At 67.2% G+C, this 16,203-nt stretch carries 15 protein-coding genes; 1 reads left to right on the forward strand and 14 read right to left on the reverse strand.

Annotated elements, in window-relative coordinates; genetic code table 11:
* Window positions 1–136: 136 nt before the first annotated feature.
* From nrdR to AC1DZV_RS07030, 3 genes are all read right to left on the reverse strand, one after another.
* Entirely contained in the window at window positions 137–640 is a 504-nt protein-coding gene (gene nrdR, locus AC1DZV_RS07020; protein WP_028275865.1) for a transcriptional regulator NrdR, read from the reverse strand.
* Between the two features lie 103 nt (window positions 641–743).
* Entirely contained in the window at window positions 744–2,096 is a 1,353-nt protein-coding gene (gene hisD, locus AC1DZV_RS07025) for a histidinol dehydrogenase (RefSeq protein WP_476952027.1), read from the reverse strand.
* A 29-nt stretch (window positions 2,097–2,125) separates the two neighbouring features.
* Window positions 2,126–2,704 carry a hypothetical protein gene (locus AC1DZV_RS07030; RefSeq protein ID WP_476953332.1) on the reverse strand — a complete coding sequence of 193 codons (579 nt, stop codon included), beginning with the start codon at window positions 2,702–2,704 and terminating at the stop codon, window positions 2,126–2,128.
* 195 nt (window positions 2,705–2,899) lie between these two features.
* Here AC1DZV_RS07030 and AC1DZV_RS07035 point away from each other — a divergent pair, with 195 nt between their 5' ends.
* Window positions 2,900–3,358 (forward strand): flavin reductase family protein, encoded by a 459-nt coding sequence (locus AC1DZV_RS07035; RefSeq protein ID WP_476952026.1) that lies wholly within the window; start codon window positions 2,900–2,902, stop codon window positions 3,356–3,358.
* Between the two features lie 46 nt (window positions 3,359–3,404).
* On the opposite strand, the gene dnaE is transcribed toward AC1DZV_RS07035, so the two are convergent.
* From dnaE to murC, 11 genes are all read right to left on the reverse strand, one after another.
* A complete protein-coding gene (gene dnaE / locus AC1DZV_RS07040; protein WP_476952014.1) occupies window positions 3,405–6,962 on the reverse strand; it encodes a DNA polymerase III subunit alpha in 3,558 nt (1,185 codons plus the stop codon).
* Window positions 6,963–7,080: 118 nt separating this feature from the next.
* Complete coding sequence (locus AC1DZV_RS07045) at window positions 7,081–8,049, reverse strand: RluA family pseudouridine synthase (RefSeq protein ID WP_028275872.1); 969 nt, start codon at window positions 8,047–8,049, stop codon at window positions 7,081–7,083.
* Window positions 8,050–8,074: 25 nt separating this feature from the next.
* Window positions 8,075–8,653, reverse strand: a complete 579-nt coding sequence (gene lspA / locus AC1DZV_RS07050) for a signal peptidase II (RefSeq protein WP_223916639.1) — start codon at window positions 8,651–8,653, stop codon at window positions 8,075–8,077.
* Between the two features lie 152 nt (window positions 8,654–8,805).
* Window positions 8,806–9,501, reverse strand: a complete 696-nt coding sequence (locus AC1DZV_RS07055; protein ID WP_028275874.1) for a DivIVA domain-containing protein — start codon at window positions 9,499–9,501, stop codon at window positions 8,806–8,808.
* A gap of 164 nt (window positions 9,502–9,665) precedes the next feature.
* Entirely contained in the window at window positions 9,666–9,974 is a 309-nt protein-coding gene (locus AC1DZV_RS07060; RefSeq protein ID WP_028275875.1) for a YggT family protein, read from the reverse strand.
* A gap of 137 nt (window positions 9,975–10,111) precedes the next feature.
* Complete coding sequence (locus AC1DZV_RS07065; protein WP_026266243.1) at window positions 10,112–10,642, reverse strand: cell division protein SepF; 531 nt, start codon at window positions 10,640–10,642, stop codon at window positions 10,112–10,114.
* Between the two features lie 87 nt (window positions 10,643–10,729).
* Complete coding sequence (locus AC1DZV_RS07070) at window positions 10,730–11,548, reverse strand: YggS family pyridoxal phosphate-dependent enzyme (RefSeq protein WP_476953333.1); 819 nt, start codon at window positions 11,546–11,548, stop codon at window positions 10,730–10,732.
* Window positions 11,541–12,308: a purine nucleoside phosphorylase YfiH/LACC1 family protein gene (locus AC1DZV_RS07075; protein WP_476952012.1), complete on the reverse strand. Its 768-nt coding sequence runs from the start codon at window positions 12,306–12,308 to the stop codon at window positions 11,541–11,543. Before AC1DZV_RS07075 ends, AC1DZV_RS07070 begins: the two co-directional genes overlap by 8 nt.
* A gap of 114 nt (window positions 12,309–12,422) precedes the next feature.
* Complete coding sequence (gene ftsZ, locus AC1DZV_RS07080; RefSeq protein WP_476952011.1) at window positions 12,423–13,640, reverse strand: cell division protein FtsZ; 1,218 nt, start codon at window positions 13,638–13,640, stop codon at window positions 12,423–12,425.
* A 254-nt stretch (window positions 13,641–13,894) separates the two neighbouring features.
* The gene (locus tag AC1DZV_RS07085; RefSeq protein ID WP_476953334.1) at window positions 13,895–14,806 is read right to left on the reverse strand and encodes a cell division protein FtsQ/DivIB; all 912 of its coding nucleotides are present in this window, start codon (window positions 14,804–14,806) and stop codon (window positions 13,895–13,897) included.
* Window positions 14,799–16,199 (reverse strand): UDP-N-acetylmuramate--L-alanine ligase, encoded by a 1,401-nt coding sequence (gene murC, locus AC1DZV_RS07090; RefSeq protein ID WP_476952009.1) that lies wholly within the window; start codon window positions 16,197–16,199, stop codon window positions 14,799–14,801. Before murC ends, AC1DZV_RS07085 begins: the two co-directional genes overlap by 8 nt.
* Window positions 16,200–16,203: the final 4 nt, after the last annotated feature.

The raw sequence follows: 16,203 nt of genomic DNA on the forward strand, positions 1-16,203 counted from the left end.
AACGACCCGGAGTGATAGCTCAATTTCTTTGTGGAGCGGTTAAGTGGAGCCGGTGGTGGCTGCGGCTTCCCCTCCGCTGCCACCACCGGAGTCTGTGGTGGATCCCGGGACGCAGTCACCAGGACAATCAGGACATTTACGACGGCGCCTGGAGCGGCCGCTTGTCCGGGCTCTTGCCGTCCCGGCCCTTGGTCTCGGCCTCATGGCGAAGCAGGGAAATCGCCGATTCGAAGTCCTCGAGCGATTCGAAGGCCTGGTAGACGCTGGCGAACCGCAGGTAGGCGACCTCGTCGAGACGCTGCAGCGGCTCCAGGATCGCCAGCCCGACTTCGTGGGCCTCGATTTCGGCGGCGCCGGATCCCCGGATCGCCTCCTCGACTTCCTGCGCCAGCAGGGCGAGGTCGTCTTCGGTGACCGGGCGGCCCTGGCAGGCCTTGCGCACGCCGTTGATGACCTTGCTGCGGCTGAACGGCTCGCCGACCCCGGAGCGCTTGATGACGGTCAGGCTGGTGGTTTCCACGGTGGTGAACCGGCGGCCGCATTCGGGGCACTGCCGACGGCGCCGGATGGCGGAGCCGTCATCGGCGATCCGGCTGTCCACGACGCGCGAATCAGGGTTACGGCAGAACGGGCAATACATGTCGGTTCCTCCCCTGTCGCAATCCGGTGTGACCTCAGTTTACGACTAGATGTAGCAGAATAACAAGCCTGTAATTACTACATGTAGTGGTCTGGGTCCTGAACTACCGGGCGGCGAACCGCACCGTGACGGCCTCGCCGTGCGCCGGCAGGTCCTCCGCGCCGGAGAGGCTGACGATGTGGCCGCTGACCTGCTCCAACGCGGACCGGGTGTAGTTGATGACCTGGATGGCACGCAGAAACGTGGTCACGTTCAGTCCGGAGGAGAAGGCAGCGGTGCCGCTGGTGGGCAGCACGTGGTTGGAGCCCGCGCAATAGTCCCCCAGGCTCACGGGGCTGTAGTCCCCCACGAAGATCGCACCGGCGCTGCGGATCCGGCGGGCCACCCGGGCGGCGTCGGCGGTCATGATTTCAAGGTGTTCCGCGGCGTACGCGTCGCAGGCGGCAATGCCCTGCTCCAGGTCCTCGACCAGCACCACCCCGGACTGCGGGCCCGAGAGTGCCTCGCGGACGCGGCTGGAGTGCTTGGTGGCAGCGGCCTGCCGCTCAAGCTCCACGCGGACCTCGGCGGCGAGGGCCTCGGAGTCGGTGAACAGCACCGATGCAGCCTTGGGGTCGTGCTCGGCCTGGCTGATGAGGTCCGCGGCCACGAGCGCCGGACTGGCGGTGGCGTCCGCGAGGATCGCGATCTCCGTGGTGCCGGCCTCGGAATCGATCCCGACAACGCCTTTGACCAGGCGCTTGGCGGTGGCCACGAAGATATTGCCCGGACCGGTGACGACATCCACGGGCTCGATCCCGGGGAGGTGGCCGCCGTCGGACGCGTCGGCCGGGATGCCGTAGGCGAAGGCCGCGATGGCCTGCGCCCCGCCGATCGCGTAGACCTCCTCGATGCCCAGCAGGCAGGCCGCAGCCAGGATCGTGGGGTGCGGGAGGCCGCCGAAGTTCTTTTGCGGCGGCGAGGCCAGGGCAATCGATTCGACGCCGGCGGCCAGGGCCGGGACCACGTTCATGATCACCGAGGACGGGTAGACCGCCAGGCCGCCGGGGACATAGAGCCCCACGCGCGCCACCGGCACCCAGTTCTGGCTGACGACGGCGCCCTCGCCGAGTTCGACGTCGATGTTCGCCGGGCGCTGGGCGTCGGCGAAGGCGCGGGCCCGCTTGATGGATTCTTCCAGGGCCGCGCGGACGGCGGGATCCAGGTTCTCAAGGGCTGCACGCAGCGCCTCGGCAGGGACGCGGGGATGCGCCTGCTCAACGCCGTCGAAAGCAAGTGCCAGCTCCTGCAGTGCGCCAAAGCCCCGGGCGCGGACGGCGGAGATGATATCCAGGACCTTGCCCTCGGCGTCGGCCATCGTCCCGGACTGTGCCCGGGGCACGGCTGCGCGGAGTCCGGCGAGAGACAGGTGCGCACCGCGCACGTCCACCGTGCGGAAGTTAAGGGCGGCGGTCATCGGGGTCACGGGGCTGTCAGGAGTTAGGCTCACCCGATCATTTTACGTGCCCCGCCGCGGCGGGGTTTGCCCCCGTTGCCCGGGAAGAGGCTGTTCAGGAAGATGGCCAGGGCGATCGCTGCCGGCCAGATGGCGAGGACCGCATAGGAGCGCAGGGAGAAGGCGACGCTGGCGCTGGCCGAAGTATCCGCCGGCGCTCCCCACCATTGGGCGCTGAGCACGCCGGTTCCCCACGCGATGAGCGCACCGGCTGCGCCGGCGAGGACCACGAGGATAACGGTGACGGGGCCGGGCTGCTGGTGCTTGTTGCCGGCGACGAACGACCCGGCAACGCACCCTGCGAGCAGGCACAGCCCCGCCAGCACAAGGTCCCTGGGCAGCCAGGTGGCGGTGTTGGTGCCGGCGGCGAGGTCAGGGTTTCCGGTCAGGATATTGAGGCCCGACGGCGCCAGAAGCCACCAGAGCAGCCCCACCGGGATGCCGGCGGCCGCGATGACCGTGGCCTTCCGCCATGTCCGCCCGGGACCTGGCTGCCCCTCGGGATGCCGCTCGGGCTGTGCGGGCTCCCCGGAGTGGTGGACGGGGCCGTCTACTGCGGACTGTGTCATGCAACAAACCGTAACAAGGATTGCCGCGGCGCATGACGCCGGCCGGCAGCACATGACGGGAGACGTAAAGAAAATGCCGCACTCGATTCCCCTGCGCAATACGCTGGCAGAGTATAAGTACGACACGCACGTGCAGCAGGGAGTTGGATCGCAGTGGCCACAGATGAAGGTATTTTCGAGGGAACATTCAGGGAAATGTTCCGCCGGCACGCGGCGGGCGTGGCCATCATCACGGCCAACCACAACGGCGTCCCGTTCGGATTCACGGCGACCTCTGTGGCCTCACTGTCCGCCAAGCCGCCGCGCTTTACATTCAACATGGCCAGGACCTCCAGCTCGTGGCCGGCCGTGGCGAACACGACCTACATTGGCGTGCACATGCTCGGGCTGGAAAACCAGGAGCTCGCCGACCGTTTCGCCCGGGCCGGCAACCGGTTCGACGGCGACCACTGGGAGCTCGGCCCCCACGAGGTGCCCGTGCTCAAGGGGGTCAGCGGCTGGCTGATCGGCAAGGTCCAGATGCGGCTCTCCTTCGAGAACAACGCCGTCGTGGTCGTCGAGGTGGTGGAGGGCCAGGTCGGCGACGACGGCGTTCCCCTGCTCTACCACTCCGGGGGCTACAGCCAGCCCGTTCCACTCGACTACGAGATCTAGCCGCCGGCCGGCCGGCCGTTCCAGTGCCCGGGGCCGGTAGCCCGCCCTAGTTATCCAGGCACGTCGGGCCGAGCAGCACCTTCAAGTCGCCGAACAGTGACGGGCTCGGGTTGACGCGCAGGTGCACCGGCAGCCCCATGACCTCCACCCGGGTGTCGCCCTGCAGGTGCAGGCGGACCTCCGAATTTCCGCGGTGGGTGCGCAGCACGTCGCCCAGTTCGGTGACCACGGCTTCGGTGGCCTTGTGCGTGGCCATGGTGATCACCACGGGCCCGTTCTGGCTGTCGCTGAGGTCCGGTACGGAGAGTTCCATGCAGTTCAAGGTGACGGCGCCGTCGTCGCGCCGCTGCAGCCGGCCCTTGACCACCACGATCAGGTCCTCCGCGAGCACCGAGGCGATGGGGCCGTAGACCTGGCCGAAGAACATGACCTCCATGGAACCGGCGAGGTCCTCGATTTCGGCCCGGGCGTAGGCGTTGCCGCTGGCCTTGGCGATCCGTCGGCTGAGCGAGGTGATCATGCCGGCGATGGTCACGATCGAGCCGTCCGGCGGGCCGTCTTCGGCGATGATCGAGGTGATCGACCGGTCGGCGTGCTGGCTCAGGAGCCCTTCCAGTCCTTGCAGCGGATGGTCGGAGACGTAGAGGCCGAGCATGTCGCGCTCGAACGCCAGTTTGTCCTTCTTCTCCCATTCCGGCAGGTCCGGGATCTCGGTGCTGAGCGACGCCTCGGGCTCCTGGTCCTCAAAGCCGGCGAAGAGGTCGAACTGGCCGATCGCCTCGTTGCGCTTGAGGGTGATGACGGAGTCGATCGCTTCTTCATGGATCATGGCCAGGGCCCGGCGGGGGTGGCCGAGCGAGTCGAAGGCGCCGGCCTTGATCAGGGATTCGATGGTGCGCTTGTTGCAGACCACTGCCGGGACCTTCAGGAGGTAGTCCTTGAAGGAGGTGTAGGCGCCTTCTTTTTCGCGCGCCGCCACCATGGCTTCGACGGCGTTCACGCCGACGTTGCGGATGGCGCCCATGCCGAAGCGGATGTCGGTGCCCACAGGGGTGAAGTTAAGGGCTGACTCGTTAACGTCCGGCGGCAGCACCGTGATGCCCATGCGCCGGCATTCGTTGAGGTAGATCGCCGACTTGTCCTTGTCGTCACCCACCGAGGTCAGCAGGGCAGCCATGTACTCCGGCGCGTAGTGCGCCTTCAGGTACGCGGTCCAGTAGGAGATCACGCCGTAGGCGGCCGAGTGCGCCTTGTTGAAGGCGTAGTCCGAGAACGGCAGGAGGATGTCCCAGAGGGTCTTGACCGCGGCCATGGAATAGCCGTTGTCCTGCATGCCCTGGGAGAAGCCGGCGAACTGCTTGTCCAGCTCGGATTTCTTCTTCTTGCCCATGGCGCGGCGCAGGATATCGGCCTGGCCCAGGGTATAGCCGGCGAGCTTCTGCGCCACGGCCATGACCTGCTCCTGGTACACGATCAGCCCGTAGGTCCCGCCGAGGATTTCGGACAGCGGTTCCTCGAGTTCCGGGTGGATCGGGATGACTTCCTGGATCTTGTTCTTGCGCAGCGCGTAGTCGGTGTGCGCGTTGGCGCCCATGGGTCCGGGCCGGTAGAGGGCCAGCACGGCGGAGATGTCTTCGAAGTTGTCGGGCTTCATCAGCTTGAGCAGGGACCGCATGGGTCCGCCGTCGAGCTGGAAGACGCCCAGTGTGTCTCCGCGGGCGAGCAGCTCGTAGGACGCCGTGTCATCCAGCTCGAGCGTTTCGAGGTCGAGCTCGATGCCGCGGTTCATTTTGATGTTTTCCAGGGCATCGGAAATGATCGTCAGGTTTCGCAGCCCGAGGAAGTCCATCTTGATCAGGCCGAGGCCTTCGGACGTCGGGTAGTCGAACTGGGTGATGACCTGGCCGTCCTGGAAGCGGCGCATGATCGGGATCACGTCGATGATGGGGTCCGAGGACATGATGACGCCGGCGGCGTGCACGCCCCATTGCCGCTTCAGGCCCTCGATGCCCAGCGCCGTCTCGAAGACCTTGGCGGCCTCCGGGTCGGTGCTGATGAGCTGGCGGAAGTCGCCGGCCTCGCTGTAGCGCTTGGACTGGGGGTTCTGAATGTCGGCCAGCGGGATGTCCTTGGCCATGACCGCCGGCGGCAGCGCCTTGGTCAGCTGTTCGCCCATGCTGAACGGGTAGCCCAGCACGCGCGAAGAGTCCTTGAGGGCCTGCTTGGTCTTGATGGTGCCGTAGGTGACGATCATCGCCACGCGTTCGTCGCCGTATTTGCGTGTGACGTAGTCGATCACTTCGGAACGGCGCCGGTCATCGAAGTCGACGTCGAAGTCAGGCATGGAGACGCGGTCCGGGTTGAGGAAGCGCTCGAAGATCAGGCCGTGGTGCAGCGGGTCCAGGTCGGTGATGCGCATGGCGTAGGCCACCATGGAGCCAGCACCGGAGCCACGCCCGGGACCGACCCGGATGCCGTTGTTCTTGGCCCAGTTGATGAAGTCGGCGACGACGAGGAAGTAGCCCGGGAAGCCCATCGAGGTGATGACTTCGAGCTCATAGTCGGCCTGCTTGCGGACCTTGTCCGGGATGCCTCCGGGATAACGGTAGTGGAGTCCCTTGTCGACCTCCTTGACCAGCCAGGACGTTTCGTCCTCCCCCTCCGGGCAGGGGAACCGGGGCATGTAGTTGGCGCCGGTGTTGAAGGAGACTTCGCAGCGTTCGGCGATCAGGAGCGTGTTGTCGCACGCCTCGGGGTGGTCGCGGAACAGTTCGCGCATTTCCTGCGGCGACTTCAGGTAGTAGCCGCTGCCGGAGAAGGCGAAGCGCGAGCCGCCGTTGTCGTAGGTCGGCTCCAGGAGGGTGGAACCGGACTGGATGGCCAGCAGGGCCTCATGCGCCTTGGCGTCGTGCTCGTGCGTGTAGTGCAGGTCGTTGGTGGCCACCAGCGGCAGGTTCAGGTCCTTGGCCAGGCGCAGGAGGTCACCGGTGACGCGCCGCTCGATGTCCAGGCCGTGGTCCATGAGCTCACAGAAGTAGTTCTCCGCACCGAAGATGTCGCGGAACTCCGCCGCGGCCTCCAGGGCTTCGCGGTACTGGCCGAGCCGCAGCCGGGTCTGGACCTCGCCGGACGGGCAGCCGGTGGTGGCGATGAGCCCTTCCGAGTAGGTGTTCAGCAGCTCACGGTCCAGCCGGGGCCATTTGCCGAAGACCGAGTCGAGCGAGGCGATCGAGGAGGCCCGGAAAAGGTTCCGCATGCCCACGTTGTTGTAGCTGAGCAGGGTCATGTGCGTGTACGAGCCGCCGCCGGAGATGTCGTCCTTGCGCTGGTGCTCCTCGCCCCAGCGCACACGGGTCTTGTCCGTGCGGGCGGTCCCGGGAGTCACATAGGCTTCGACGCCGATGATGGGCCTGATGCCCTGGTCTGTTGCGCGCTTCCAGAAGTCGAAGGCGCCGAACAGGTAGCCGTGGTCGGTCGTGGCGAGGGCCGGCATGCCGAGCCGTTCGGTTTCGTCGAACAGCTCACCGAGCCGGGCGGCACCGTCCAGCATCGAGTACTCGGTGTGGTTGTGGAGATGGACAAACGAGTCGTTGCTGGAAGTCACCGCACCATTCTAGTGCCGTGCCACGACGGCGGCGTGCAGCCACGGCGGTTGGCACCGAACGGCGGCAGCGGGCGGCCCGGCAGAACCCCGTGGATTCAGGCCGCCCGTGCCGTGCGGCTCAGGCGTTTCCGGACTCCAGGACCGTCAGCGCGTACTGCAGGTCCTGCGGGTACTCGCTGGCGACGGTAACCCGCTCCCCTGTCCGCGGGTGGTCGAAGGACAGTTCCCGGGCGTGCAGCCACTGCCGGGTGAGGCCGAGGGTGGCGGCCAGCCTCGGGTCCGCACCGTAGGTGAGGTCACCGGCGCAGGGGTGGCGCAGGGCCGAGAAATGCACGCGGATCTGGTGGGTGCGGCCCGTCTCGAGGTGCACCTCCACGAGTGAGGCTTTCCCGAAAGCTTCCAGGACCTCATAGTGCGTCACCGAATCACGGCCGTCCTCGGTCACGGCAAACCGCCAGTCATGGCCCGGGTGCCGGCCGATGGGCGCGTCGATGGTGCCCGCCAGCGGATCGGGAAGGCCCTGGACGACGGCGTGATATACCTTGTCCACGGTGCGCTCCTTGAAGGCCCGCTTGAGCACGGTGTAGGCATTTTCGGTCTTGGCCACCACCATGACACCGGACGTGCCGACATCGAGCCGGTGGACGATGCCGGCGCGCTCCGGGGCGCCCGACGTCGAAATCCGGTAGCCGAGCCCGGCGAGGCCTCCCACCACCGTGGGTCCCACCCAGCCGGGCGAAGGGTGCGCGGCCACACCGACCGGTTTGTCGATGACCACAAATTCGTCATCGTCCAGCAGGATCAACAGGTCGTCCACTACTTCCTCCACGATTTCCAGGGGGTCCCTGCGGTCCGGCACCACGACCTCGAGCACTGTGCCCAGGGTGAGTTTGAGGGACTTTCCGACCTTCCCTGCGTTGCTGGTGACGTTGCCTTCGGCGATCAGGACTGCGGCCTGGGAGCGGGAGATGTCCATCAGCCTGGCCAGTCCGGCGTCCACGCGGGAACCGGCGAGGTCCTCCGTGACGGTGAAGCGGTGGTGCCCGGCGGGTGCGGTGCCGGCTTCGGCGGCCATATCGGCCGCCATGTCAGCGGCGTTTCCTGAGGCAGTGTCAGACATCGTTAGCCACCGTATCCTTCGTGTGGCGCGAGCCGTCCAGGGAGATTCCGCGGAGCGTGAGCAGGCAGATGATCACGACGGCGGAGACGACGGCGGAGTCGGCGATGTTGAAGATCGCGAAGTTTGGCAGCTGGATGAAGTCCACCACATGGCCCATCGCGAAGGACGGCTCGCGGAACAGCCGGTCCGTCAGGTTCCCGAGTGCGCCGCCGAGCAGCAGTCCCAGCGCCAGGGCCCACCAGAGCGAACCGAGCTTGCGCAGCTGCAGCAGGATCGCGACAGACACGGCCGCCATGATGATCGTGAACACCCAGGTGACGTTCTCGCCGATTGAGAACGCCGCCCCCGAGTTGCGGATGTAGAACCAGTGCAGCAGCGGGGGAAGCACGGGGATCCGCTCACCCTCGGTCATGGTGGTCGTGACCCAGAGCTTGGTGAGCTGGTCGAACACGTAGGCGAAGACCGCGAAGGCAGCGAAAAGGACAAACAGCTTTGCCCGCCGCGGCCGGGCGCGCACGGGCTGTGCCGCCTCGACAGGCTGCATGGCGTCTGGTGATGGTGCGTCAGTCATAGGGCTTTCGATCGGGAGCCAGTGCGGGGACCGGGTTCAGGTACCGGCAAGCGCCGGGCACCTGGGCCGGTGCCGGCACGTTGCGGGAAAAGGGAAAAGCCGGCGGCCGAGGAATCCTCAGCCACCGGCTTTCAGAATACTTGCTTTTTGCCCTAGCTGGCTTCGCCAACCTCGGGGGCCGCGACGGAGCCGCGGGCGTCCAGGTCGCGGAGCTGGCCTTCGATGTAGGCCTTCAGGCGTGAGCGGTAGTCGCGCTCGAAGCCGCGAAGCTGCTCGACCTTGCGTTCCAGGACGGAGCGCTGCTGCTCGAGGGCACCGAGGATCTTGCGGGACTTTTCCTGCGCATCGTTGACGAGGCTGCTGGCCTCGATCTGGGCTTCAGCGATGATCTTGTCCCGCTGCTGCTCGCCGTCTGCGACGTGCTTGTCGTGCATCTGCTGCGCCATGGCGAGCAGGCCGGCGGCGGACTCCGACGCGGGGGTGGCGGCGCTGCGTGCCGGCTCGACAACCTGGGCGGCCTTGGCGGCCTGCTCGGCTTCCTTCTTCTTGGCGGCTTCTGCGGCCGCCTTTGCCTTGGCCTCGGCCTCGGCCTTGGCGGTGTCTTCCTTCTCGGCCTTGACGGGTGCCGGGACCTTTTCCACCACGGGTGCGGCGGCTGCGGAGCTGGCAGGCGTGCCGGCGCCGGATTCGGCGAGCTTCTTGCGCAGCTCGTCGTTCTCCTGGTTCAGGCGCCGAAGTTCGACGACGATCTCGTCCAGGAAGTCGTCAACCTCGTCCTGGTCGTAGCCTTCGCGGAACTTGGTCGGCTGAAAGCGCTTGTTGACAACGTCTTCTGGCGTCAAAGCCATCTGGTCACCTCGTTGGTCTAGTTAGTCAGTAGGCCTTCCGGCCGTCAAACTACGGTACCTAAATATGGTCTGGTTCCTCTAATTCAACACCGCAGTGTCAAACCGGAGTTTACTTTCGGTTTGGGCCGGGGCCGGGCAGGTCGCTGCCCGGCKGCGGCCGCGGCCTATGCTGCGATCGGCTGGGCGTACACCAGGCCCTTGACGATCCACATCGCCACACTCACGGCCACGAACAGCAGCAGGAAGCCGATGTCAAGCGACATTCCGCCCAACCGCAGCGGCGGGATGAGCCGGCGGAGCAGTTTGAGGGGCTTGTCCGTGACCGAATACACAGCATGGGCGGTCACTAGTGCCAAACCGCGCGGCCGCCAGCTTCGGGCAAACATCTGCACCCAGTCGTAGACCAGGCGGATGATCAATGCCACGAAAAAAAGCAACAGAGCGATATAGACGAGCCCCAAAACAATTCCCATGAGCTAACTCATATCTCCATGTTCATTCCGGATACCGAAGTGTCCTAAGGAAAGTGTCACTTCTATTTCAACACGGATAATTCCGCACGGATGCCAGGCAGGTGTCCCCGCCTGGCATCAGTACCGAATATTCGGGCCTAGCTCTGGTTGAAGAAACTTGCCTGCGTCTCGCTGACCTTCTTGTCGTCGCCAATGACTTCGATGTACGACGGCGAGAGCAGGAAGACCTTGTTGGTCACCCGTTCGATGCTGCCGCGGAGGCCGAAAACAAGACCGGCGGAGAAGTCCACGAGGCGCTTGGCGTCAGCCTCGCCCATGTCGGTGACGTTCATGATGACGGGGATGCCGTCGCGGAAGCTTTCGCCGATGAGCTTGGCGTCGTTGTACGACCGCGGATGGATGGTCGTGATTTGCCGGAGTCCGGTGGTCTCTTCGCGGCTCGATGCCGCACGCTTGATGGGTGTCACAGGTGCGCGATATTCCTCTTCAGCGGCGTGGGGCTCTTCCCGGGGGACCTCGCGGACGGGCGCCGGAGCACGTCGTTCCTCGCGGTCCTGCTCCATGGATTCGTCCTCATCCTTGTGCGGTGTGGGGTGCTCAGACTCGTAGTGTTCGTCGCCGTCGGCGAGCCCAAGATAGATCATTGTCTTGCGCAGAGCGCCAGCCATGGTCGACTCCTAATCTTGTCCGTAAGCGGGCCGCTTAGTGACTAGACAGCCTTGGAATCCCCGCCATTACCTTCCAATATGTCGAACTTACCGCAGGGCCGGACGCGGACCGAGAATATCGGAGCCAATGCGCAGGTGTGTCGCCCCGAAGCGGACGGCCTCTTCGAGGTCCTGGCTCATGCCGGCGGATATTCCCGTGGCGTACGGAAATTGTTCGGCCAGCCGCCCGGAAATGCCCGCCAGCTTTTCGAAAGCAGCCCCCGGGTCCGCCCCGAGCGGGGCAACGGCCATGACGCCGGCGAGCCTCAGCCCGCCGGCACCGGCGACCTGTTCGGCCAGCGCGGGGACTTCGCCGGGCGCCGCGCCTCCGCGGTGTGCCCCTGCTGCATCGCCGGCCTGCTCGGCCAGGCTGACCTGGATGAAACAGTCCAGGGGCGGGCGTCCGGTGCGGTCGGCTTCGACGGCCATCGCCTTGGCCAGGGCCGAGGCGACGGCTTCCCGGTCCACGGAGTGCACGGACGCGGCGTACTTCACCACGGATTTGGCCTTCTTGCTTTGGAGCTGGCCGATAAAGTGCCAGCTCAGGCCAAGGTCCTGAAGCTGCGCCGCCTTTTCCGCGGCCTCCTGGTCCCGGTTCTCCCCGACGTCGGTGACCCCCAGCGACGCCAGCCGCCGGACGTCCTGCGCAGGATGGAACTTGGTGACGACGATCAGGCGCGGTGGCGCCGCCWGCCGGCCCGCGGCGGCCACGGCGGCGTCGATCCGGCGGCGGACGGCCCCGAGGTTCGCCTCCAGCTGGGCCAGTCGGGGGCCTTCCAGCGCGTCCGTTCGGTTCTCATGATTCTCCCCCGGCGCCGTGACGGGCTGGCCGGCGTGTGCGTCGGGGCGCTGCGCCGGTTCAGTCATGGCCCTGCGCCCTATTCCCGTCAGTCCCGTCAGTCCCGTGGATGCCGTCCGTCCAAGCGAGCCCGGCGAAGCGGCCGGCGTGGCTGTTCCGGCGGTAGGAGAAGAGGGTGTCGTCCTCGAGGGTGCATCCCCCGGAGTATTCGATCGCGACGCCCGCAGCTTCCAGCTGGCTCCGCACTCCGGCCGGCAGGTCCAGGCCAGGGGTGCCGGTAGAGGTGGTGCACCAGGTGGCAGGCACGGCCGCGGCAACGTCCGCGCGCAGGCTGTCGGGGACCTCATAGCAGCGCCCGCAGACCGAGGGGCCCACCCAGGCGCTGATGCGGTCCGCACCGAGCTCCCGGAGGCGGGCCACGGCGGCTGGCACAACCCCGGCGGCGACGCCTGGCCGTCCGGCGTGGACGACGCCCAGCACCGGCGCCCCGGCCGGATCCTCGCCGACCAGCACCACCGGCACGCAGTCCGCCACCAGGACGGCCAGCGGCTCAGCCAGGGAGACCATGGCATCGGCCGTGGGCGCGGCCGGACCTTCGCCAGCGGAGTCCGCGGCCGTGGACCCGACGATGGTGGCGACGTCACTGCCGTGGACCTGGTTCATGTACCGGAAGGAGCGCCCGCCGAGCCCGGCGGCCGCTTCGAGATCCGCGCGCCGGCGGCGCACCGCCACGGGGTCGTCACCGACATGCAGTGCCAGGTTCCCGGCTCCGGCGTCGGTGAAAGCCACCCATACGCCCGCCCGGACTTCAGCCCGCCAGCAAAACAATCACAACACCGCCATCAACATGTCCGGAATACCTGCGTTCATATAATCCACCGTAACCCGCCGCAATGCAGCATGGCACCGCCGGACGGCGGTGCCATGCAGGAGCGGAACTATTTACTTCAGGAAGTCCGGGACATCCAGGTCATCGGAGTGCCGGCCGGACAGGTCCGGCTCCACGACGGCCGGAAGGTCGACGTCGAAGCCCGAATCGGCCGGTACGGCAGAGGGACGCTGCTGGCCCCAGCCGCCGTAGCCGGAGGCGCCGACGGTGGCGTGCAGCGGCTGGACCGGGGCGGAGGCGGGTGCCTGCGCCGGGGCGGGGGCGGCGGACGCGGGACGCGGCGGCGCGGCCGGCAGGGACTGGTCCATGGACGGCGAGGTGGCCTTGACGTCGTCGAAGCCGGCGGCGATGACGGTGACGCGTGCCTCGTCGCCGAGGGCGTCGTCGATCACGGCGCCGAAGATGATGTTGGCCTCCGGGTGGGCGACTTCCTGGACCAGGCGGGCTGCCTCGTTGATTTCGAACAGGCCAAGGTCCGAGCCGCCCTGGATGGACAGCAGCACGCCGTGCGCGCCGTCGATCGATGCTTCCAGCAGCGGGGAGGCGATGGCCAGCTCCGCGGCCTTCACGGCGCGGTCTTCGCCGCGGGCAGAACCGATGCCCATCAGCGCGGAACCGGCACCCTGCATGACGGACTTGACGTCGGCGAAGTCGAGGTTGATCAGGCCGGGGGTGGTGATGAGGTCCGTGATCCCCTGGACACCGGAGAGCAGGACCTGGTCGGCGGAACGGAACGCGTCCAGGACCGAGACGTTGCGGTCGCTGATGGAGAGCAGGCGGTCGTTCGGGATCACGATCAGGGTGTCGACTTCATCGCGCAGGGCGTCGATGCCGGCCTCGGCGGAGCCGGCACGGCGGCGGCCTTCGAACGTGAAGGGGCGCGTCACGACGCCGATGGTCAGGGCGCCAAGGGACCGGGCGATCCGGGCGACGACGGGGGCGCCGCCGGTGCCGGTTCCGCCGCCTTCGCCGGCGGTGACGAAGACCATGTCTGCGCCCCGGATGACCTCTTCGATTTCATCGGCGTGGTCCTCGGCGGCCTGGCGGCCAACCTCAGGGTTCGCGCCAGCACCGAGACCACGGGTCAGCTCACGCCCGACGTCGAGTTTGACGTCGGCATCGCTCATCAACAATGCCTGGGCATCGGTGTTGATGGCGATGAATTCGACGCCGCGAAGACCGACCTCGATCATGCGGTTGACTGCGTTCACGCCACCGCCGCCGATGCCGACGACCTTGATGACGGCCAAGTAATTCTGCGGAGCTGCCACGTTACGTGTCCCTTGTTCGTGTACTAATGCGAAAACTGGTCGAGTCCTGCTTGAAGCTTTGAACCTTAACCTTCGACTTGAAGGTTATAGTTATGTCAAGTAACTCATGTCTGTGACGGTATTTCCTATGCCGGGGACATTCAATAACCGCCGCCGCGTGTCGCGGGAATACCGGGCAAATAGCCCCTGTAAAAAGTCCCGAGGGCAGCTGGACGTCCGCTGGACATCCGGGCTGCGGCGGATCTGATTGCCGGCTACCGCGTGACAGGGTGCCGGGGCACGCTGACATCGTAGACCTTCACCGGGTTTTTGGGGTCGGCCGGGACCTTCAGGAGGGCAGAAAGGACCCGTGCCTTCAGCTCTTTCTCCCCCGCGTTGCCCCAGACGATTGTCTGCCCGTCGACGAGTTTGAGTTCGACGGCGTCGGCCGACGCGGCAGAGGCGTTGGAGAGCCGCGCCAGCACATCCGCCGGCAGGGCCCCCAGCACCGCCGTGATGGCCTGGAACAGGTCCTTCGGCAGCGTTCCGCTGCCGCCGTCGATCACCGGCAGCGATACCGAGGCCGCATCGGCGGTGGTGCTGAGCTGGACACCGTCGACGTCCACCAGCTGGAATGTCTTGCCCTGCTTGACCATGGCCACGGGAATGCGCTCGGTGACGTGCACCTGCAGGGTGTTGGGCGGCAGCGCCTTCGCGGTGACGTCCTTGACCTGGACCAGCGGCTTGAGCAGGGCTGTGACCTCCTCCTCGCTGATCTGCGGCAGCGGCTTGCCCTGAAGAGGCGCGAGGGCGGCCTGGACCTGATCCGGGTGCAGCATCTTTGTACCCTCCACCGTGACAGTGCGCAGGGCCAGCACCGGCGAGTAGACAGCGGCCGCGACGATCCCCGCCATCAGCACGGCCACGATCCCGATGGTGCTCAGCAGGATCCGCCGGCGACGCTTGCCCTTGGGCTCGGGGAAGGAGAGCACCTTGCCGGGCCCGTTGTCCGGGGTGCCCTGCGGGTTCTGCAGGTTCTGCGGATTGCGGGACCGACCGACGGCGGTGTCCGCGGCGGTCTTGGACGCAGAAATGACATCCGTGCCCGTTCCGGCGGACGGCGGCCGGGAGCCGGATCCGCCGGTGCCGGATCCGCCACGGTAGGTGGGGCGCCTGGTGCTAGGCACCGGCGGCCTCGGCCGTCAGGGCCTCGACAATCAGAGGCCCGTAGGCCGTGACGTCACCGGCGCCGGCGGTCAGCACGATGTCCCCGGGCCCTGCGGCCGTCAGCAGTGCCTGCACAGCTTCCCCGTCGGGTCCGACAAGGCGGCCGCCTGAGCCCAGGTGCTCGGCGATCAGCCCGCTGGTGACCCCTGGAATGGGATCCTCGCGGGCAGGATAGATGTCCAGGACCAGGGCCGTGTCCGCCGTGTTGAGCGCTTCGGCGAACTCGCGGGCAAATTCGCGGGTCCGGGAAAACAGGTGCGGCTGGAAGAGCACGTGCACCTTGTGCTGCCCGGCGACGGCCCGTGCCGCGGACAGGGCGGCGCGGACTTCCGTGGGGTGGTGGGCATAGTCGTCGTAGACGCGGACGCCCCGGCCCTCCCCCTTGAACTCGAAACGGCGCGAGGCGCCGGAGAAGTGGGCCAGTGCCGCCGCAGCGGTGTCGGGCGCGACGCCGAGTTCGATCGCCACGGCGAAGGCGGCGGCAGCGTTGAGTGCGTTGTGCCGGCCCGGAACCTGGAGTTCGACGCCGAATGTGCCCGCCGTCGTCGAGATCCCCATCCGGCCAGGTCCCGCGTCGTGCAGCCGGATGGCGGCGTCGTCGGCGGTTCCGTAAAGCACCACGCGGGTGTTGCCGCGGGCCAGGGTGCGCTCCGCCAGTGCCCTGGCCCCGGGGTCGTCAGCGCACGCCACCAGGACGCCGTCCGCCGGGAGCAGGGCCGTGAAGCTGTCGAAGGAGGCATAGACGGCCTCGGCGGTGCCGTAGAAGTCCAAGTGGTCCGGCTCGACGTTGGTCACCACGGCGATCCTGGGGCGGTAGTTCAGGAAGGAGCCGTCCGACTCGTCGGCCTCGGCGACGAAGATGCCCGCCGTGCCGTGTGCCGCATTGACTCCGAGCGCCGGGACGTTGGCGCCGATCGCGAAGGACGGGTCCAGCCCGGCGCCCTGCAGCAGCACCGTGATCATGGAGGTCGTGGTGGACTTGCCGTGCGTTCCGGCGACTGCCACCACAGTGTCATCCGCCATCGTGGCGGCCAGCGCCTCGGAGCGGTGCAGCACCGGGAGTCCGGCGGCACGGGCCGCTGCGAGCTCGGGGTTGTCGGCCCGGATCGCGGAGCCGGCGACCACCGTCTGGGCGTCTCCCAGGTTGCCGGGAGCATAGCCGACGGCGATCCGCGCCCCGGCGGCCGCGAGGTCCGCCATGACGGGCAGCGACTTGGCGTCGGAGCCGCTCACCGGGATGCCGCGGGCCACCATGATGCGGGCAACGGCGGACATGCCGACGCCGCCGATGCCGATGAAGTGGACGCGGCCGAGGGATTCCAGGGCATGCGTGCCGTGTTGGGGCTGGGTCATTGCT

The sequence above is a fragment of the Arthrobacter sp. P1_D12 genome, from assembly GCF_056406175.1.